The following is a 20829-nucleotide window of genomic DNA, read 5'->3' on the forward strand; positions in this document are numbered from 1 at the left end:
TATTCATTCGGAGGTTATATCCATGTTAAAGACGACTGTTGGCCGTCTTCGTTTCATCGGCTATTTGGAAGGTACTTCATTTTTGCTCCTGCTGTTAATTGCCATGCCCCTTAAGTATTGGGCAGACATCCCTGAGGCTGTAGCTGTGACAGGCGCACTTCATGGCGGACTGTTTGTCCTCTACATCCTGGCGGCCATATGGGCGACGATTCAATATCGTTGGTCCATCCTTAAGCTAGCGGCGGCGTGCATCGCTTCCGTTCTTCCATTCGGCCCATTCATTATGGACCGCAAGCTGCTCAAGAACGATCACTAAGTTACGCAGCATCTACTTCAACTTCAATATGTCGAAACGCAAAACATCCGTTATCACCGATGAACACCCTTCGGTTGATAACGGATGTTTTGTTAAGCATGTCCATATTCGCCCATTTCACTTTCCGCATTATCCGTAAAAATTTCGATACGCCGGATTCGATGTTCATCACGTTCCCGAATGACGAACCGGATGTTATGATAGCGCCATGGCTCGCCCTCTGGCAGCAAAGGCTTCTGCTGATACAACCAGCCGCCAATCGTATCCACATCCTCGCTGCTAAGCCGCATCCCAACCGCATCATTAACGTCGCTAATTAATGCTTTGCCATCAACTACATAATGTTCAGGCTCTAGTCGCTCAATCTCCTTGATCTCGTCCTGATCAAATTCGTCACGGATCTCTCCGACGATTTCCTCGACGATATCTTCCATCGTAAGAAGCCCTGAAGTTCCGCCGTATTCGTCGAGCAGAATGACCATATGTACCCGATTCAACTGCATAATGCCCATGAGCTTGTTCACCGGCATTACCTCAGGGATCGCCATTACCGGCTGTAGGATTTGTTTGACCTTCGGCTCATCTTCATCTTCATCGAAATCGTGGAGAAACAGATGTTTGGTATTCAATACACCCACGATGTTGTCTTTGTCACCATCCGCAACCGGATATCGCGTGTATTGCTCTCGCTTAATGATGGCGATATGCTCCTCGCGTGTCTGACCAACGAATAGACAGACCATGTCTGTTCTTGGCACCATAATCTCCTTAGCCAACCGTTCGTCGAAATCAAAGATCCGACTGACATAACCGAATTCGCTGCTGTTTATTTTGCCGCTTTCGTAGCTTTCGGACAAGATGTGCCTGATTTCCTCTTCCGAATGCGCTTCGTGTTCGCCTGCCGGACGCAACCCTAACAGTCTCACTAATTTGTTGGCTGAGCCGTTCAGCAACCAGATAAACGGATATGTTGCCTTATGGAACGCAATAATAATCGGCGCTGTCCACAAACTGATTTTCTCTGGCTGGATGATAGCAACGGTCTTAGGTGCAAGCTCTCCGAGCACGACATGCAGGTAGGTAACGAGCATGAACGAAATGACAAATGACAGGATCGCATGCGTGCTGCCTTCGATGCCGAAACGAGAAAACAATGGATGCAGCAGCGCCTCGACTGTCGGCTCTCCGAGCCAGCCAAGTCCAAGAGCAGTCACTGTAATCCCGAGCTGGCAGGCAGACAAATAGCCGTCCAGATGCGTGGTGACATGCTGGACGGCTTTGGCGTTTTTGACTCCTTCATCGACCATCTGAGCGATGCGGCTCGCACGCATCCGAACGATCGCGAATTCAGTTGCAACAAAGAAGGCGGTAAAAACGAGCAATAAGGCAAAGGCAGACAGTTTCAATATCATAGAGGATCAGTTCCCTTCGGGTCAGTTGGGACGGCAGCTTCAAGAGCCTTTATTCGTCCACTTATACATCCTTACCCGTTCAGAGAGCTGACATACCTCCGTTTACCACGGAACATCGTCGTCGCTGCCGCCAGCGGCCACTTCTTCGTCATACCGGCCCGCTGCCTCTTCATTCGCTTGCGCCGCCTTGGAACCAATCAACGGAATCACATCTTCGAGCTCCATAGGCGCAAGAAGCTCAACAGGCGACATCCCCTTCTCGAATTGGAAGGCATCGCCCTCGATGACAGCCACGTATCGACCGTTATGTTTGGCGAATCGAACCGTGTCCCCGAAGTCTGACAACAGTCCCTTAATTGTCACGCCTCCAAGCTTGAAGGTAAACGGCAAGTCCGGCTTCTGCTCCACTAGCGCAGCTGCGGCTGTCTCTACTTGCTCCGGCGACCACATCTCCTGCAGCTCCCGCTTCTCACTGGCAGCCCATACCTCCACGGCGTTTTCTTCTTGGCTTCTCTCCGTGCTTGTTTCTTCCTGCCACTTGTCCGCGATATATTGATGAACCATTTCGACCACTTGATCGCCTATGACTTCGGGCAGCGGCTTCTCGTACGACACATACTTCAAGAAATCCTCGAAGTATCTGGCATGCGATGCTTGATGGATCTTCAGCTCCCACTGATCCAGATATCCTTCCTCCGGCATATGGGGATATTGAATGGACTTGATGCTTCGCGCGCTAATGGCCATCTCGACATGCGAGATCAAATTACGTTCATCGGAGATCCGCGCAATCTTGGGTTCGAAATCACATTTCAACAAGAAGAGGAACGGTTCGTCGAAATAGGTGTTGAGCTTGGATCGAGCTATCACAAATGCGCCGCCGCGAACCGCACTTGTGTCCATATAGATGCGAACTAACTCGTCGGCGATGCCAATGTACCGCTCGCGCGTATCGGCGTCGCGCAGACGCTGGAACAAATTGTAGTTCTGATTGCTGCCAAGCTCATAGCCCGGCTCTACCATGAAGCGTCCGATTTTAGTCGGAGCACCTGCAGAATTGGGATTCCGTTCTACTTTTCGTTTGACGATTCGTTTAAATTCCTCGTCCAGAAACTTTTTGATTTCGCTATGCTCGTAGTCGTCTCCATCTAATGTTTGATAATGCTTGAATCGTCTGCCTGAGGACTCCTCCCCTTCGCCATCGGTTAAGATGACGAAAAAAGATAGAAATTCCATTCGAAAATCCACTTGATCGAACCCCCCGTTTGCTGTCGTCAGCTCTCATACTCTATGCGAAAAGCTACAGTTTCCTATGAATTACCGTTTAAAGTTTAAACCTGATCATCCATCAGAAGCGTTGTCCGCTCGCCGCGATGAAGCAGCATCAGCTTATGCAGCGCACGCGTACAGCCCACGTATAGCAGCTTGGCGTCCATCTCGCCATAAGCATCGGCGCTGGCATCCGCAATCAACACAGCGTCAAACTCCAAACCTTTGGACATGTATACCGGTACCACCGTCAATCCGCCGTTATAGGCAGGCTGCTTGCTCAGGACAAGTGATGCATCCATCCCTTGTGCCCGGAAGTACTGGTGGATCTCCTCGCATTCGCGCGCCGTCCGCCCAATGACGGCAATGGTATCGTACTCGCCGCCCGCTTTCCATTGATTGACAGTTTCTTTAAGTGTCTGGAGCCAGTTCTCAGCAGAAGAGCCCGTATCGATAAGGGTTACAGGGTCCCCGCTCCGGAATACGGGTACGGCAGGCTTCACACCACCCGTCATACCACGCAGGATACGGTTTGCGAATTCGATGATTTCCATCGTAGAACGATAGCTGCGGTTTAGCTCATAGAATCCGGTCACTTCTTCTCCATACAGCTCCATCAACTCGTTCCAGTGCTGGATCCCTGTATACCCATGAATGCCCTGCTGCAAGTCGCCAAGCACCGTCATGGATACTGTGCGCTGACATAACCCCAGCGTCTCTAGCTGGAACGGAGAATAATCCTGCGCTTCGTCAATTACAATGTGATCGAATGGCGCATCACGAAGACCGTTTAACTTAAGCTCGATGTACGCCAGTGCGGCTAGATCTTCCGCCGCTGCCTCGCCGCGTGCGAGGCGATCGGCTGTTTCTTTGGCGATAGCCTTAGGGACCATCGGCAGCGCATTTTTCCCCTTGAACAATGAGGCGTACAATTGAGGCGCTGTATAAGCCGGAATTTTTTTGACAAAGGCATTTAATTTGGTCATGGCAGAGGCTCGCAGTTTCTTGTCGGCAATCCCTCTAGTCTTAAGCTCCGACTCCAGCCAACGACGGATGCGGCTGGCCAGCCGATCACGCTTCTGCATCAGCGACTCTTCACCATAATCGGTATCATGCCACTCCTTCATCTGCTCCGGCTTCAACTCAAGTCTGGGCAGCGGCTGGAATGACAGCTCAGGCAGAATATGGTCAGCCAGCTCGGCAAGCCGCACATCGATGGCTTCCTTGAATGCGAGGCTTCCCTTGAAACGACCAGATGCATGCTCTAATTCCTCTGCCTTACGCGGCTGCTCGAACCAATATTCCATCGTATCGGATGGATCTGTTAAGGTTACTCCATGATCCAATAATTGGATCGCCCAGTCCACGTAAGTCGTCTGACTGATATCGCCTACGCCAAGCTCAGGAAGGACGCCAGAAATATAATCCAGGAACATGCGGTTAGGCGCGAAAATAATCATTCGTTCCGCTTTGATTCGCCCTTCATATTGATACAACAAGAAGGCGAGCCGGTGCAAGGCAACCGTCGTCTTACCGCTTCCCGCAACGCCTTGGATGAACAACGCTTTGTTACGTTCTGCGCGGATAATCCGGTCCTGCTCATCTTGGATCGTGGAGACGATGTCTCTCAGCTTGTTATCCTTGTTCTCCCCGAGACGGTAAAGAAGGAATTCATCGGACACCGCGCCTTCCTCCTGCCCTCGAACATAGCTGTCGACGACACGAAGCAGCTCACCGCTTCGTACCATCAAGTTACGCTTGAGGTGAACAAAGCCGATTATTGCGCCATCGGGTGACGTGTATTCCGCAGGAGCGTCGCCGCCAGTGAACGAATAGAACAAGCTCGCAGCCGGAGCCCTCCAGTCAATCACCAGTAATTCATTGCTGCCGTCTTTGGCCACCCCAGCTTTGCCAATATATAACGGTAGGGCCTGTTCACCTTCCGCCTCTGACGTTTGACTGTTCTGCGGGAGCTCCTGAAAGTCGATTCGACCGAAATAGGGCTCCTTTCTCGCGATCTCGAGACGACGCTTTCGTTCTTCTCGTTGTAGATCAAGCATTTGCTCCGTGAAGTCATCGCCTGTATATTTGGGACCGATTTCACGTAATTGCTTCTCAATATCAGCAAGCGACATGGCAAGCCGCTGTTGCTCCTGTTGATAAGTTTCTTGTTCTCCCATACGGGTCGTTCCTCCCAACCATAAAGAGCCGAGTCCATTCAGACTCAGCATCTATGTCATGATTATATCCATTATTTGATTGCGTTCATGCCGACAAATCCAATCAACGTCAAATACACAATGATATTAAGTGCGGCCAAATACGGAATTCCGACGGTAAACGAACGATGCTGCGTCTTGTGCCGCCACATCTTCATCCCGGACCATACGCCGAAAGCTCCTCCAATTGCAGCAAGCAGGAATATCCGTTTCTCAGGCACACGGCGTTTGCCTCGTTGCTTCGCCCTGTTTTTGTCCCATCCCATCAGGATGAACGTCCAACCGTTCAAACCAATCAGTACGACTATGAGGGCATAAATAATGGTCATGAACCCGCTCCTTTCCCCAATACGTTCAGTCGGCACTTATTCATCAAGGCTTCGGCCGCGGTTTCGTTCGGTTTGTCGCCACGGCTTCGTAAGGATTATCCGGCCAGACATGTTTCGGATAACGCCCCTTCAGATCCTTTTTCACTTCAAAATAAGCCGATTCCCAGAAGCTCGCCAAATCACGCGTCACTTGAACGGGCCGCTGAGATGGCGATAACAAGTGGAGCGTCAGCGTCAATGTTCCTCTTGCTATACGAGGCGTCTCGCGCAAGCCGAACATCTCCTGCAGCCTAACGGCGAGTACCGGAGATTGCGGTTCGCTGTAATCGATCGGGATTCGAGAACCGCTAGGCACGACATAATGAGTCGGAACCTCTACATCCAGCTCTTGACGTTGTTTCCAAGTTAACAATCCTTCGACGATGTCGAGCATATTGAGCCTCTGAAGCTCCGACTCCTTACGAATGCCATAGATATGCGGCTTGAGCCAATCGTCAAGCGTAGCTAGTAGCTGCTCCTCGCTTGCATCAGGCCATTCTGTACCCGCGCCTCCGCTCATCAGCCGGATCCGTCCAAGCAGCCCGTTTGCTTGTCTCGACATGGGCAACATCGACAGCCCTCGCTCGCGTATTGCGCGCAGCAGCGCATCTGCAATCGTTTCTGGATCTGCATCCTGCTGCGGCTTCTCTTGCAGCGTAATTGCACCTAACTTAAGTCGGCTTAACGCCCGAACGGCCTTTGCAGAGCTGTCCCAATCCACCGTATCCTCGCGTCTGAGGAATGTGGTCAATCCCCGCTCGATTTCAGCGTATGAGATACCCTCGGCAACTCGTATTCTCGCTTCGTTTCCTGCATCGTCGATTTCGCAAACAACAATGTAAGGAAGTTGAGCTAATGGATGATCTGTCGCCATGACGGCGCCACGGCCATTAGCTAACAGATAACGCCCGTCGCCTCGGCGCTGCGCGATCCTGTCAGGAAAGGCAAACGCGAGAAGCCGCCCGATAGAAGGCGATGATTCGTTGCTGCTCATCTTCTCGCCAGTGCTGATGATACGTCTCCATTGCTCTGCTTGCTGCAGGATCCGTTGTGCGACAGCGTCATGACCGCTGAGCTTGCGTAGTGCTGCTAACCGAAGACTCATGTCGGGATTACGTTCGGCAGGCAGAATATCTCTTTCACTGATCAATGCTGCCAGCTCGCTGGCAACATGTTCAGCACCAAGCTCCGCCGATCGAAGCAGCATAGATCCGAGTCGCGGATGTAAACCAAGCAAGCAGATCCGTTTTCCTTCCTCCGTGGGAAAGCCAGCAAGGCTCATTGCGCCAAGCGCTTGAAGAAGCGTTGCCGCTTGCTCATATGCCGGAGCCGGTGGAGGCGTAAGCCAATCCAGTTCGGCTGGATTACGGATGCCCCATACAGCCAGCTCAAGCACGAGTGAAGCGAGATCAGTCTCCTCGATTTCGGGTTTCCCTTGCTCGGGCAGGTACCGCTGCTCCTCTTCGCTCCACAACCGATAACAGATACCTGGCGCGAGCCTGCCTGCCCGGCCTCGCCTTTGATCGGCTGACGCCTTGGAAACAGGCACAGTCTCGAGCCGGCTCATTCCCGTGCGCGGAGAGAAACGGGAGATGCGCATTTGACCGCTGTCGACCACGATTCTGACCCCAGCGACGGTCAGACTGGATTCTGCGATCGATGTGGCGAGCACGATCTTTCGTTTATTTTCCTGACATGGAGCAACGGCCTCTGCTTGTGCTTCCAACCGCATATTGCCATGAAGCTCGCGTACGTCAACGTTTGGCGGCAGTCCTAACGATTGCAGTGCCCTCGCAGTGCGACGAATATCGCCAACACCAGGTAAGAATGCAAGCACATCGCCGTCATGAGCGTATATTGCGGAAGAAATTGCAGTTGCCATGGCTTGATCCAGATAGACATTTGCACCTTTGCTCGGCCTATATACCGTTTCGACAGGGAAAACTCTGCCTTTACTCGTGATCACCTTCGCGTTGCCGAGCAGTTCGGCTACTGGTGCTGCATCAAGCGTCGCAGACATCACGAGCAGCCTCAAATCCTCTCGAAGCAGAGCCTTCGTCTGCATAGCCAGCGCAAGACCGAGATCCCCGTGCAGATGCCGCTCATGGAATTCATCGAACAGGATAGCGCCAACGCCAGCCAGAGCCTGATCGTCCTGTAACATGCGGGTAAGTACACCTTCCGTAACCACCTCGACGATGGTACGCGAACTCACCTTCGAATCCAATCTGACCCGATAACCGATTCTCTCGCCTACAGGCTCGCCCAGCTCTCTTGCCATATAGATCGCGGCAGATCGCGCAGCCAGCCTGCGCGGCTCAAGCATGATAATACGTTGTCCCGTCAACCAAGGCTGGTCAAGCAGAGCAAGCGGTACCCTCGTTGTCTTCCCCGCGCCGGGCTCTGCAACTAACACGGCATTGCTTCCACGAGCCAGCGTTTCAAGCAGCTCGGGCAACACTTCGTCGATTGGCAATGGCATCATGTCCGCTCAACCTCCCTTGCCTCTTACTTCATGATTCGTATCATTTGCACAACGGGACGATTATCGCCCGAAAGCTTCATTTCTTTGCTGAGCAGCTGCGAAGAGCCGTCTCCATCAAGGAATATTCCATCCACGATCTGTTGATCGGCGAACGATTGCTGTATCGCTGTACGGAATGCCTCTAATGTACCGGGCGTTTCACTCACGATGAGGTACAAGAAACCATTTACGTCGTAGACTGCACCGGATCGCAATCGATTATCGTCTGCGAACGGAGCTTGCTCAAGCATCGCTTGGGCTTCCCAGCCCGCATCATTGCCAAGCGACATGCTGATCCCGCCCTGCGCCCAGAATCGAGTAGCGTCCTTTACCTTTACCTCGGTTGCCTTGCTTACTACATGAACGCTTAATGAATCGGCTTCTCCATCCCAGACCAGCGTGCCGCGCGCGTACTTCATATTTTCCCAGCCGCTTCCATAGTCGGCCTTAGTGCCGTTGATCGGCTTGCCTCCTACTACAGCCATGCTTACTAACGCCTTACCGTAGAAGAAACCTCCATTGATACCGACCTTATCAGCAAGCGTGACATTATTTGAGATCACGTCCAGCGTCACGTTCGACGGCTTGGTCTTCAGAATGTGGAGCTTCATCCCGTTCGCTTCCTCCGATCCATACGCATAAGAAGTGATCTTATCAATCGCGGCACCATGGCGTTCCGACTTCTGACTTAATGCTTGAATGAGCAGCATCAATAATAATCCTGCGGCGACCATGATGATCACTAACACCGACACGATTTTTACGATCTGCTTGCCTTGCGTCTTGACAGGCGGCTGCGCCCCTTCGCTCATATCCATTCTCCTTGACTCGCCATATGTATACATGCGACTCCTAACAAGCCGCGGCTTTGGGCTCTGATTCTCATACCCGAACTCATAGTTTAATATGAACATCCAGCGTTTGTCCATACGCCTGCCGGGCATCCCGGAAGGCGCACAAGGCGAAGGCAGGCATCGCCTTCCTCGATGAGAAGGATTGCGATGCCTGCCTGTACATTCGACAGTTATTGTGCCCGATCGTCAAGCGGATAGAAGATCAAATTAATCGGGAACGCTGAGCCAGCCGGCGGGCTAAATTCGATGTCGAGGCTCTCTTCTTTGCCTGTTGTCTTATGCAGCATAACCATTCCGTCAAAGGCCGTCAACACACCGGATGCCGGAACTTTAACCAGCTCGCCATTAATTTTGAACGGCCCTTTGAATGCGCCGCCCTTGGCCAAAATCATGATCGCCATCTTGCGAGGTTTGTCCGAGTGAATCCGGTATACCGTGCCATAATTGCCCCACAATGTAGCTTGCTCGCCGCGCTGCGGATCATAGCCCATCTGGAACGGATCGATTTTTCCATCGCCGATTACCAGCTTGGTTGGTTTCTTTAGTCCGTTCTGTGACACATCGACCTGCCAATCGAAACCTGCGATCTCGAATGTACCCCGAATATGTCCGTTAAACGGGAGTTTCGTCATCGAGAGCATGTCCTTCGACACATTCTCCGCGGCTGCGAATGTAAACTGCACTTCGCCATCCGTTTCGACATCATACATCAGATTGACGCCTTGACCCGCGTAGAAGTCCGGGAATTGTTTATAAATAAACGTCTCTCCTGGAGGCACGGTCATCGTCTCAGGACTTGCATCATTCGCCAAGAAATCTACCATCGCTTCGCTTCCAATCAAATGTGCATAGATGGATGGATAAACCTCGCCTTTGTTAGTTGTGACAATCGTAACCGGCTGATCCGTCGTATTGGTTGCAAGAATCGTGAAGCCGACTTTGTTCGGCGTGCCGTTCAAGTGATCGGCATACAAACGACCTTTGCCGTTGATGGTATCCTGATACAGGATGCCCGTTTCTGTGAAGGTCTCGGGGCTGTCGCTCAGGAGCAACGTTCGCGATTTGTCCTCGGTTACTTTTTTGACTAGATCAGGCAAATTGAAATAATGCGCGTACAACGTCTGCCAGTCTGTTGGGATATATCCGCCGATTGGTTTGGTATAGATCGGGTATTCTACTTTACTCAGATACACTTCATCCTCGATAACAAGATGTCTGGTGTACGGCTTGCTTTTGTTGCCTTTGCCGTCCGTCACTGTCAGGGTTACAGGGTATGTGCCAGCTTTGAAGAACACCTCTTCATTGCCTTCCCACTCCATCCTGACCCCTTCTGCATCTGGATCGTAGCTTAGATTGACGTATTTGATCGGTTCGCCGATCCGGTACGATGTTTGGCCAAATGCGAATTTCGCAACCGGCTTCGAGTTGTTCTGATCCGGATCATAGTTGCCTTCGGGTTTCTTGACAAACAGCACATCGACACGCCGAAGCTCGTGATTGTAGGTATAGCTGGCCCCCATATAATCCGACAACCAAGTGAGCTTGACCATAAGTCGACCGTTCTTAATCATGGCGACATCATCGAATTTGAATTGAATCCCGTTAACCCACGCGGCCTTATTGTCCGAGTCGAGCAATATTTCATAAGATGGTGTCTCCATCAGAATGGTGCGCGTTTTCTCTTGCCATTCGACCTTCATGCCGAAGGCGTCACCCAGAAACTTGGCGGGCACGAAAGTCCGACCGTCCCTGATCGTGGCTGGCGCATCAAGCGAAACCTGCTCACCATTTAGAAAAGCTTCCTGCTTGTCCAAATACAAGACGACGTATCGTGTTCCTGAAGTAATCGGAGCGTCAAGCGCCGAAACGTGCAAAGCTGGCGTAGCCAGCAAGGTAGCCGATGTGAATAACGCAATAAGCGATCGTTTCCCGTTCCATCTTCGTTGCCATTTCCTCTTCTCCACAACCTACAACTCCTCTGTCTATGATCGCCTAGTCGAGTACCGATATCGATATGAAGCGAGCAGCATGATATGTAATTACGGCTGCGCCTTCGTACGATATCAGAGAGGAATAATGATCGAACCTAATGATATAAATCCCTGCGAACTCCTAGGCGCTAACGTATAGACGTTCAAAATTTGGAAAAGTTGCAGGATTATTTCTAAATAGTGCTGGATGTCGCTCTTCACAGCATTGCCGCGATAGGCTCAGATAAAACCTTAGCGTTCCCCTTGTGTTCGCACCGCTTCGCTTACAGCATGATATACCATCTCGCCAATCGCGCAGCCGATTGTCGTTGCACTGCCGGCATATGCATGCGGATCCCCCCATGCTGCTTGTTGACTAACGCACACGGCAATGGCATCCGTAGTCGTGCCGGTTGCGATCCGTCCTGACTCCCATTCGATTACGCCAAGCTCCTGCAACGCCGCTGATTTCGCTTCTGTTGCCGTAATCATAGCGCCTACGATGGCTGCTTCGGTCAATCCAGCATCAATGAACAGCCCGATATTAATCGTACCTGGCAGATAAGCCGAATAGGTTGTACGAGAATCACCGGCACGGGCAGCATTACGTGTGCCGGCCGTCGCGCAGCATACAAGCCTAAACTGATCCCCTTCCACCTCTTGAATGGATGCATGAGTAAGCTTGGCCGCCGTCATAAAACCAATTGTCCGATCACGAGAGGCTCCCGCCCTCTCGCATCTCGCATGCAAATGCTCCAATGGATCACCGCCGCCATAGTCAAGCGGGACTTTCCAATTCAACAGACCGTCGGACATGGAGAAGCCGCCTGGCATGATGGCACTGCTGAGCGAATACAGCGGTTCTGGGAAATTCACATGCAGCACGTCGTCATCCATCCTAAAGTGAAGGCCCTCCCAGATGGTGGAGTGATAAACATGACCCGTTCGAAAAGGTTGCGTCATAGCGGCTGCGTTCCTCCGTCTGACGCGGCTTCACTTACACATTCGGCCAGTGCCTGTAATAATTTGAGATTTTGTTGCTTCAGTTTGATCGCAACCCGAATATAACGATGATCCAGCCCTTGGAAGCGGGATGCGTCTCGAATTAAGACGCCGCGTCGTCCCATCTCCAGTTGAAGCTGGCTGGCACTGAGCGACGTGTGCTCCGGAAGCCTTAGAAGCAAGTAGTTGGCAGCGCTCGGAGTCACACCGAAACCTATGCTCATGAGCTCCGTCATTAGCCAATCACGTTCCGTAACTAGCCAAGTTCGTGTAGCTGTCTCGAACGTTTTGTCCGGCAGAACGGCTTCACCGATTTGTTGGGCGAGCGAATTCACGCTCCAAGGGACTTGCAGCCGCTTCAGAGCTGCGATCGTTGAAGCTCGTCCCACTGCGTAACCAAGACGAATACCCGGCACCGAATAAAATTTCGTCATCGACCGGATGACAATAAATCTGTCTCGGTTTGCCGCTTCGCTTACCAGCGAAAGGGTCTCCTCTTCATGTGAGAAGTCGAGGAACGCTTCATCCAATACAACCGTGACCCCGCTGTCCAGCAGCAGCCGGATCAATGAAGGATCAACGAGTCGCCCTGTCGGGTTATTAGGTGTTCCTAATACGAACAATGAAGCACCCGAATGTTCGATTGCGTCCCGAATGGTTTCCTCGGCAAGCACGAATCCGTCCTCCGCATGTAAGGGCATTGGATAGATGGAGCCGCCGATCTTGCGTACCGCATCCCCATATTCGTCAAAACAAGGCATAGCCAGCGCGGTTACAGGTGGCGAGATCGCCCGAACGGCTAAATCGATCAATTCGGCTGCCCCATTGCCGACGAGAATGGACGATTCCGGAATACCATGCCGCTCTGCAAGCTTTGTCCTTAATGCACGAGATGCAGGATCAGGATAATGGTGTATGTTATCTGCATACTGAGTCAGTACATCCCTTACCACCTTTGGTGGACCTAGCGGATTCATATTCGAGCTGAAATCAACCAACGAATCCATCGAGATGCCGAACACCTCCTGTGCCGTCTTCAAATCTCCGCCATGACCGTATCTCTCCAGCATCGTCCCATCTCCCCGACTCTCTTATGCACATATCCGAATACAACATACGGCTGCTAGTAACAGCACCGCTTCAACAGCTTCATTAATAGCTCCATAAGTATCGCCTGTCAGTCCGCCTAATTTGTTATTCAACCAAGATCCAAACGAACCGACAATTAACAACATTAATAATGTTCCGGCGGCAACTGTCGACAGCATCCACGTATAATTAACCTCATTAATCAAAAGAATTAAAATCGAAACCATTACAAATGAGAGCCATCCTGCAACAATTCTGATTTTGTTAATGCCATTAAACATGGCGCCAAGCCCTTCATTCTTACGTGCTGCAGGCCAAGATACGATCGCGATAGACATCGCTAATCTCCCCATACATGTTGAACCTACCATTACAGGAAATAGCCATTCCTTTTCATTGCCGATTAACTCGGCCAATAAGGATGCTTTCAACATCAAGAGAAGAATAGCCGCTGTCACGCCCATCGCGCCCACTCGGCTATCCTTCATGATTTCTAGCATTCGCTCGCGGGGACGATGACTAAGTACGCCATCCGCCGTATCCATCCAGCCGTCCAAATGAAGTCCTCCACTGAGCCCGAGCCAAATGGCTAGCGTCAGAACAGCCGCAGGCCAAGCTGGCAACGCATATGCTAAGAGCCATGCCGCACATGCCGTAATCACTCCGATGATTGCTCCCGCAAGGGGGAAATAAGTGACGCTCCTCGTTAATTGCGGCCGTTCGAAGGGAACCGTCGCCTTGATCGGGAGGCGAGTAAGAAACTGCAAAGCGACAATTATAGATTGTACCTCCAATTTCAGCGTACGAAGAACCACGTCAACATCACCCCCGCTCCTACTATGACACTCACTGTGTATAACAATCGTATGACAGCACGAATATCCTCGGTTGCGATTGGACGCGTATGATACCCCATACGCGCTCGTTCACTTGCAACGCCGAAGTAGATGTTACGTCCTCCCAGCTCGATGCCCATTGCTCCTGCGGCTGCCGATTCCGGAATACCACTGTTCGGACTAGGATGACGGTGCGCGTAAACGATGATTGATTTCGTGGCTCTCCACGGATTCATCATTGGCAACACACAGGATGCAACCACCATCAGCAAGCCTGTAACACGCGCAGGTATAAGATTCAATAAATCATCCATCCGTGCGGAGCTCCAGCCGTAGTAGCGATACTTGTCATTTCTGTACCCTACCATTGAATCAAGTGTGTTAGCAGCACGATACAACATCGCAAGCGGAGCTCCACCTATGAGAGCGAATAGAATCGGCGCGACGAATGCATCAACTGTATTTTCCGAGACCGTTTCGATCGTTGCACGAGCCAATTCTTGTTCTTGAAGCTGCGATGTATCTCGGCCAACAATATATCCTACGTATTTGCGTGCGTCTGCCAGATTCCCAGCCTTTAACGGTCGATAGACAAGCATGGCCGCATCCTTAAGCCCTTTCACCGCAATCGTGGTTGAGATGAACCATGCCGAAACCACATATCCTAGCCACGGATGTATCCAATCCATAACTACGACTATCGTCCAAAGAAGAATGTAGCTAAGGGCTAGCGTCGAGGCAGTTAGCACAATGCCTAGCAGTCGGGCCGCGATTGCATGATCGCGCCTGGTATCTCTTATCAACAGTTTCTCTTGCAGACGAACCCATTTCCCGATCAAGATGACGGGATGTACCGGCCATTTGGGATCTCCGACTACCCAATCTATCATGATTGCTGCAGCAGCGAGCAACAGCAGCTCTTGGAATCCATAGATCACGATTCGTCCTCGAATCGGAACGCGATGGAACGCAAATCAATTGGAATGCCACTGGTGACGAGGAACACTTTTTCGCAAATAGCGGCAATCCGCTGATTAAGTCGACCAGCCTCGTCTCGGAAACGACGACCAAGCGGATAACTTGGCACAATACCGTCTCCAACTTCATTAGTAACCAGGATTAGCGGCCAAGGGTATGCTGCAATCGCAGCAATGAGTCGTTCGACTTCTTGCTGGATATCGACCGTGCAGTCCTCTTCTTCTAGCAATAGCCAATTGGTTAGCCAGAGTGTCAAACAATCCATGACAACAACCGGTTGAAACGACTCCTGCTGTTGTTGAGAATGCAATTTGGTTCGTTGTTGCAGCCAAGCGGCGACGGCATATGGTTCTTCGATTGTTGTCCAATTCATCCCGCTCTGCAGCTCGCGATCCAGTCGATGTTGACTTATTCTCTCTTCCATCTCCGAATCATACGCTCTTCCGGATGCCAAATAAATGCCTTCATGACTAATAGAACGAGCATAACGTTCTGCGAAAGAGCTCTTGCCGCTCCGAGCTCCGCCCGTCACGAGAATGGCCATACGGTTTCCCTCCTATCCTTGTGACACGCCGGCGCTATCGAAAGTCGCCATCTCTTGCATGAGGTTAAGCGCTGCGTCTATAAGATGGAAACACAGTACGGCGCCTGTTCCTTCACCGAGTCTCATCTCCAGGTGGATTAGCGGAGATAATCCGATCACATGGAGTAATGCGCCATGCGCATGTTCATGGGACAAATGAGACGCAAGCATATACTGCAGGCTCGCTGGGGCGAGTCGTGAAGCGATGAGTGCCGCAGCAGATGAAATAAACCCGTCGATAACGACCGGGCAACGGTTCGCCGCTGCGCCAATGATGACACCGACAAGGCCGGCAATTTCGGCTCCTCCCACCTTAGCAAGCACATCCAGCGGATCGTCAGGACGTGGATCGTTGATCGCAATTGCTTTGCGAACCACTTCGATCTTATGCGCGAGAACCACGTCACCGATACCAGTGCCTCTTCCGACCATCGTATCTGGTGCAAGTCCACCTAGCACAGAAGCAATAGCAGCGCTAGCTGTTGTGTTGCCGATCCCCATCTCGCCAGTGGCGAACATTCTCAGCCCTTGTCTCACCTTCTCGTCAACAATGTCGATGCCTGTCCAGATGGCTTGCAGCGCTTCTTCTCGGCTCATAGCCGCGCCACGAGCCATATTGTTGGTCCCGTAGACAACCTTTCGGCTTATCAGCTCGGGATGCGATAACTCTGCTGCGACGCCGATATCGACGCATACAACCTCCGCATTCGCTTGTCGCGAAAGCACATTAACGGCTGCGCCGCCGTTCAAGAAGTTGATGACCATCTGAGGTGTAACAGCAGCCGGAAACGCGCTGACACCTTCCTCGCATACGCCATGGTCGCCTGCCATCACAATGACAGCACGCCGTGACAAATCCGGCCATAACCCGCCGTTGATTCCGGCTAACGTTGCGGCCATTTCCTCCAGTTTGCCAAGACTCCCCGGAGGTTTCGTCAATTGATTCGAGTGTTGCTGTGCCTGTTCGGCCGCCTGCGTATCAAAGGCAGGGATCGCGGCGATCCGTTCCATCAGTAGTTGCTCTCGATCCATCTTATCCATTTGCCGAACTCCCTTATTCTCATTGAAAGTGTGATGTTTATTCTTTCTAAGCTTTATGTGACAGGTGTGAGTAATAAATTCATGCTACGTCGATCGAAATAGGTTGATCCGCCGTATATGTAAAATATAGTCTAGATATTATACTGTCTAGATATTGTACTGTCTTGTTATAGTACACTCTGGCATCGTTTGTCTTCCATAAACAGCATCGCTATATCGAGCACATCCGGAAACGTCCTGCCTCGAGTAACACTTTGCCTCAGGGTCATCTTGAGATCGAAATATCGATCTCATCGAGCTCCATCCATCCTCTGAGTCGAATATGTTTACATAACTAATATTATGTAACTCACTGCCTGAGATCATTTCCTAAGTGCGACTCTCGATCTTCGATTCGTACCCGCAAGAAACACCCCTACCCTCATCGATTCGTACCCGGTTGAAGTACAACCTGCGGAACGCCATAATCAGGATGCGGGATAATAATCGCCTTCGTATCGTACATGGTTTCAATGTTTTCTGGTGTTATCACTTCAGCAGGCGTTCCCTTTGCCAGCACCTTGCCGCCATGCAGCGCAATCAATTCATCACAATACAATGCTGCCAAATTCAAATCATGCAGCACGGCAATCGCGAGCAAGTTATCCCGTCGCTGCCATAATCGCACATTGTCCAGCAGCTGTATTTGATAGCCAATATCCAAATAAGTGGTCGGCTCATCCAATAATAGAATTTCCGGCTCCTGCACCATCAGCTTGGCAAGCGCGACACGCTGACGTTCACCGCCGCTTAGCTGGTGGAGCCGCCTGAACTGTAATTCTGACAAACCCATGGCTTCCAGCGCTGAATCAATCAATGGACCAGGATCGTCACGTTCGCTCCCCAACCAGCTTTGATACGGATAACGCCCCATCTCGATGATTTCTCTAACTGTGAAAGAGACCGGAACCAGACCCCCTTGCTGCAATACGGCAAGTTTGCGAGCAAGCTCCTTGCGCGGGATTGCCCACAATGACCGCTGCTCAAGCAAAGCCTCGCCTTTGTCCGGCTTCTCGACGCCAGTTAATAGATGAAGCATTGTCGACTTGCCGACGCCATTGGGACCGATAATACCATAGAATTTGCCCTGCTCGAATTGAAGATCAATGCCTTGCAGCACCGGAGTACCATTGACGCTATAATCGGCATCCCTTAACGTTAGTGTCATTTTACGCTCCTCCCCTTTCTTCCTTCATGCGGCGATGCAGCAGGTAAGCGAAGAAGGGAGCTCCAAGCAGCGCTGTCACAACACCTAACGGCAACTCCTTAGGTGACAACAATGTACGTGCGAGTGTATCGGACCACAGCAGGAATATCCCGCCGCCAAAGGCAGAAAGCGGTGTAATATAGCGATAATCCGGACCGACGATAAGCCGGATGATATGAGGTACGACAAGTCCCACGAATCCAATAACGCCGGCGACGGAAACAGCCGCAGCGGTGAGCAGTGTAGAAGCGATTAATACGATCAGCTTTGTTCGTTCTACATGGACGCCGAGATGTGCCGCATGACGTTCGCCAAGAACAAACAAATTTAAGGTTTGACTATAAGCGATTAGAACGGATACGCCAATCAGCAGAAACGGAAGCAGCATCGTCACGTGCTCCCATCCCCGCATAGCAAGCGACCCCATAATCCAGAACAAAATCTGGTTGATCACGCCATCCGACATGGACACCATCAGCGATACAAAAGCGCCTAAAAACGATTGAATGATAACACCGGCCAATATAAGCGTCTGGATCTGAACAATGCCATTGGAGCGGGATAATACGATGACGCCGATCAACGTCACGATACCAGTCAAAAACGCCACAACCGGAATCGTCCAAATTCCAATCGCAAGCTGAAGACCGAACAAAATGAGAAAAGCAGCTCCCACAGAGCTACCAGATGAGACACCGAGCGTATATGGATCGGCTAGCGGATTACGCAGCACGCCTTGAAACCCCGTTCCCGCGAGAGCAAGACATGCGCCTGTCAGCACGGCAAGCAGAACCCGTGACAATCGAACCTCCATCACGATCGCGATCTCTCCCCGCGTCCAGATTCCCTCCGCATCATCGTTCCAAGGAAGCTGATGCCAGAGAATCCCCCATACATCCGCAAACGACAAACCCGCCGAGCCTAGTGACAAGCTGGCGGTAATAGAAACAGCAAGAAGGAGCAGGGCTGCTCCTCCATATCCTACTCCTTTGATGTTCATATCCGTTTATTTCACAAGCTCGGGATGAATGGCTTTGGCCAGCTCAAGCAACGAGTCTGCAAGACGCGGTCCGACTCGTACGAGCGGATCGTTAGCCACTGCGATCATGTTACCATTCTTCACCGCGTCGATTTCCGACCAGCCCGGTCGAGCTTCGATGCCAGTCACAATCGAGCTTTTCTCCTCTCCCATGTCCGGGTAGATGATAATTTCCGGATTTTGTGTAATGACTTCTTCGACGTTAACTTCGAACCAGCCAGGCTGCGCAGCCGCAATGTTTTCTCCGCCGGCCAGCGTAATCATTTCATTAAGGAATTCGCCAGAGCCAACTGTCCAGCCTGGGCTCATCTCCAAATAAACTTTTTTCTTCGCAGCATCTTTAATGGCTGCAGTCACTTGCTCCAACGTTTCGCGCATTTTATCTGCTGCTGCCGTTGCTTCTTCGCTTCTATTCATTATTGTACCAAGTTCTTCTAGTTTAGCAATAACGCCATCATAGGATTTAGGATCCTTCGCATAAACAGGAATGTTCAGCTCTCTCAGCTTTGTAATCGCGTCCGCATTCATCGAGGATGAAGCGAGTACCAGATCAGGGTTCAGCGCGACAACTGCCTCTATGTTCGTAATATAATCGCCGACTTGAGCCAGCTTCGTAGCTTCTTCTGGATAATTGCTGTTGCTGTCAACCCCAACAACAATGTCTCCTCCGCCAATGGCAAAAATACTTTCAGTTTCACTTGGGGCGATAGAAACGACAGCTGTCGGTGCTTTCTCCAATACAAGCTCTGTACCTGTATCATCCACGATCGTCAGCGGATAAACAGTATCCGTCTTCGGCGCTTCGGCAGTTGCCGTCGGTGCCGGTGATTCTACTTGCGCTGTCGGTGTTGAAACAGCCTCTCCGTTATTGCCATTATTGCTTGAACAAGCGGCTAGCATCAACATCATGACAACTAGCAGCAACGTCCATGCCGATCGGCCCGTCCATTTCTGCTTCTTCATTTCTTTCGTTTCTTTCATTTCCCATCCCCGCTCTCTCTTCTTCTTTGGACCCTTCCGAACAGACATGATCATAGGTTGTCTAACATTTCTAAGCCCTGATAAGTATTAAACTTATGATTTCTTAGAATCAAAAAAAGCATTTCCGGCAATTGTGCCGGAAATGCTTGCGGGAACCTGCCGAGGCGGCAGGCAACATGCCTCTTCCAACACCAACCTAATTCCACGTAGGTTACGGCGAGATGACAACAGGCAGGTATCCTGGCTCGGAATAGGGTATTCGGCGTCTTCCCAAGCACATTGCTCAGTGACATCTTGCCGAATCCGTGGAGAACCTGACGCTTCTGCGTCAAAGCTGCTCCTCTTCCTTACAGTGGCGGGTCCGCGCCGGGATTGAACCGGCTTCCCTATTAAGTCTTGATGAAACGATCAGTTGCATCTTACAACACAACATATCTCTCATCATGACACCTATTTCATGATCTATTCAACTTGGTCAGTAGTTACTATACACCTGTCTACCCCATTTGTCTATTGCTCACGAACAAGAAAGATGGATCATACGCATAATCAACGCTTGGTCCAGCATATCCGTAATGGAAAGACTGAGTGGCTAGGAGGCTGATCATCCATGGAGATCCAAGAATCTTCCTCACAAGAACATATATCATCAGTTCCCTATAGTCGAAAGAAACGGTTAACCATATATATGTTGTGGGCTATCGTCACCATCATCATCGCTGCAGGGCTATTCACCCTCCTGCGAGCATCTTCAGCCTCTGCTGCAGATCCTGCGTTTACAAGCCATCAATTTGCCGATGTGCAGATACAATGGAATATTCAGCAATATCCGGCCGTTGTCCTTGAGAACAACGGATTTCGAATTGAACTGTTGGATTCAGCTGCGCAGCCCTTTGCAGACGCACAAGTCCACATCAAGCTAGAAATGTTAGACATGTTATGCGGCGATTATGACTTCGAGCTTCGCGAAACAAGTCCCGGCATCTACGAAGGAGACGGCGTCCCGCTAATGCCAGGTTTATGGAGAGCGATCGCAACGATACAGCCCGAGTCCGGCACGCCCTTTGAGATCCGGCGCACCCTCAAGGCGGTCTATTGAATC

The 20829-nt window shown here is 51.1% G+C and carries 18 protein-coding genes and 1 riboswitch; of the genes, 2 read left to right on the top strand and 16 right to left on the bottom strand.

The window, feature by feature from the left end; all coding sequences use genetic code 11:
• The first annotated feature begins 22 nt into the window (after positions 1-22).
• The gene (locus ACX1C1_RS20420; RefSeq protein WP_458953996.1) at positions 23-316 is read left to right on the top strand and encodes a DUF3817 domain-containing protein; all 294 of its coding nucleotides are present in this window, start codon (positions 23-25) and stop codon (positions 314-316) included.
• Between the two features lie 92 nt (positions 317-408).
• Here the strand turns inward: ACX1C1_RS20420 and ACX1C1_RS20425 are convergent, their stop codons facing one another.
• The 16 genes from ACX1C1_RS20425 to ACX1C1_RS20500 all read right to left on the bottom strand — a co-directional run bounded on the left by ACX1C1_RS20425 (position 409) and on the right by ACX1C1_RS20500 (position 19727).
• Positions 409-1728, bottom strand: a complete 1320-nt coding sequence (locus ACX1C1_RS20425; RefSeq protein WP_458953997.1) for a hemolysin family protein — start codon at positions 1726-1728, stop codon at positions 409-411.
• Positions 1729-1830: 102 nt separating this feature from the next.
• Positions 1831-2976, bottom strand: a complete 1146-nt coding sequence (locus tag ACX1C1_RS20430) for a DUF3900 domain-containing protein (RefSeq protein WP_458953998.1) — start codon at positions 2974-2976, stop codon at positions 1831-1833.
• Positions 2977-3059: 83 nt separating this feature from the next.
• Positions 3060-5177 carry a HelD family protein gene (locus ACX1C1_RS20435; RefSeq protein WP_458953999.1) on the bottom strand — a complete coding sequence of 706 codons (2118 nt, stop codon included), beginning with the start codon at positions 5175-5177 and terminating at the stop codon, positions 3060-3062.
• Positions 5178-5248: 71 nt separating this feature from the next.
• Positions 5249-5545, bottom strand: a complete 297-nt coding sequence (locus ACX1C1_RS20440) for a DUF1294 domain-containing protein (protein WP_458954000.1) — start codon at positions 5543-5545, stop codon at positions 5249-5251.
• Between the two features lie 43 nt (positions 5546-5588).
• Complete coding sequence (gene hrpB / locus ACX1C1_RS20445; RefSeq protein WP_458954001.1) at positions 5589-8069, bottom strand: ATP-dependent helicase HrpB; 2481 nt, start codon at positions 8067-8069, stop codon at positions 5589-5591.
• A gap of 23 nt (positions 8070-8092) precedes the next feature.
• Complete coding sequence (locus ACX1C1_RS20450) at positions 8093-8920, bottom strand: hypothetical protein (protein ID WP_458954002.1); 828 nt, start codon at positions 8918-8920, stop codon at positions 8093-8095.
• A gap of 212 nt (positions 8921-9132) precedes the next feature.
• Positions 9133-10926: a stalk domain-containing protein gene (locus tag ACX1C1_RS20455; protein WP_458954003.1), complete on the bottom strand. Its 1794-nt coding sequence runs from the start codon at positions 10924-10926 to the stop codon at positions 9133-9135.
• A gap of 258 nt (positions 10927-11184) precedes the next feature.
• Complete coding sequence (locus ACX1C1_RS20460; RefSeq protein WP_458954004.1) at positions 11185-11895, bottom strand: adenosylcobinamide amidohydrolase; 711 nt, start codon at positions 11893-11895, stop codon at positions 11185-11187.
• Positions 11892-13004: a threonine-phosphate decarboxylase CobD gene (gene cobD, locus ACX1C1_RS20465; protein WP_458954005.1), complete on the bottom strand. Its 1113-nt coding sequence runs from the start codon at positions 13002-13004 to the stop codon at positions 11892-11894. Before cobD ends, ACX1C1_RS20460 begins: the two co-directional genes overlap by 4 nt.
• 21 nt (positions 13005-13025) lie before the next feature.
• Positions 13026-13838 (bottom strand): adenosylcobinamide-GDP ribazoletransferase, encoded by an 813-nt coding sequence (gene cobS / locus ACX1C1_RS20470; protein WP_458954006.1) that lies wholly within the window; start codon positions 13836-13838, stop codon positions 13026-13028.
• Positions 13820-14797, bottom strand: coding sequence for an adenosylcobinamide-phosphate synthase CbiB (cbiB, locus tag ACX1C1_RS20475; protein ID WP_458954007.1), 978 nt, complete (start codon positions 14795-14797; stop codon positions 13820-13822). The genes cobS and cbiB overlap by 19 nt, the downstream gene beginning before the upstream one ends.
• Positions 14794-15381: a bifunctional adenosylcobinamide kinase/adenosylcobinamide-phosphate guanylyltransferase gene (gene cobU / locus ACX1C1_RS20480; protein ID WP_458954008.1), complete on the bottom strand. Its 588-nt coding sequence runs from the start codon at positions 15379-15381 to the stop codon at positions 14794-14796. Before cobU ends, cbiB begins: the two co-directional genes overlap by 4 nt.
• Positions 15382-15393: 12 nt before the next feature.
• Positions 15394-16461 (bottom strand): nicotinate-nucleotide--dimethylbenzimidazole phosphoribosyltransferase, encoded by a 1068-nt coding sequence (gene cobT / locus ACX1C1_RS20485; RefSeq protein WP_458954009.1) that lies wholly within the window; start codon positions 16459-16461, stop codon positions 15394-15396.
• A gap of 421 nt (positions 16462-16882) precedes the next feature.
• A complete protein-coding gene (locus ACX1C1_RS20490) occupies positions 16883-17668 on the bottom strand; it encodes an ABC transporter ATP-binding protein (protein WP_458954010.1) in 786 nt (261 codons plus the stop codon).
• 1 nt (position 17669) lies between these two features.
• Positions 17670-18707 (bottom strand): FecCD family ABC transporter permease, encoded by a 1038-nt coding sequence (locus ACX1C1_RS20495; RefSeq protein ID WP_458954011.1) that lies wholly within the window; start codon positions 18705-18707, stop codon positions 17670-17672.
• A gap of 6 nt (positions 18708-18713) precedes the next feature.
• A complete protein-coding gene (locus ACX1C1_RS20500; RefSeq protein ID WP_458954012.1) occupies positions 18714-19727 on the bottom strand; it encodes an ABC transporter substrate-binding protein in 1014 nt (337 codons plus the stop codon).
• 213 nt (positions 19728-19940) lie between these two features.
• Positions 19941-20154, bottom strand: a riboswitch (cobalamin riboswitch).
• A gap of 183 nt (positions 20155-20337) precedes the next feature.
• Here ACX1C1_RS20500 and ACX1C1_RS20505 point away from each other — a divergent pair.
• Positions 20338-20826: a hypothetical protein gene (locus ACX1C1_RS20505; RefSeq protein WP_458954013.1), complete on the top strand. Its 489-nt coding sequence runs from the start codon at positions 20338-20340 to the stop codon at positions 20824-20826.
• Positions 20827-20829 lie beyond the last annotated feature (3 nt).

This window comes from Paenibacillus sp. strain BS8-2 (assembly GCF_054483835.1).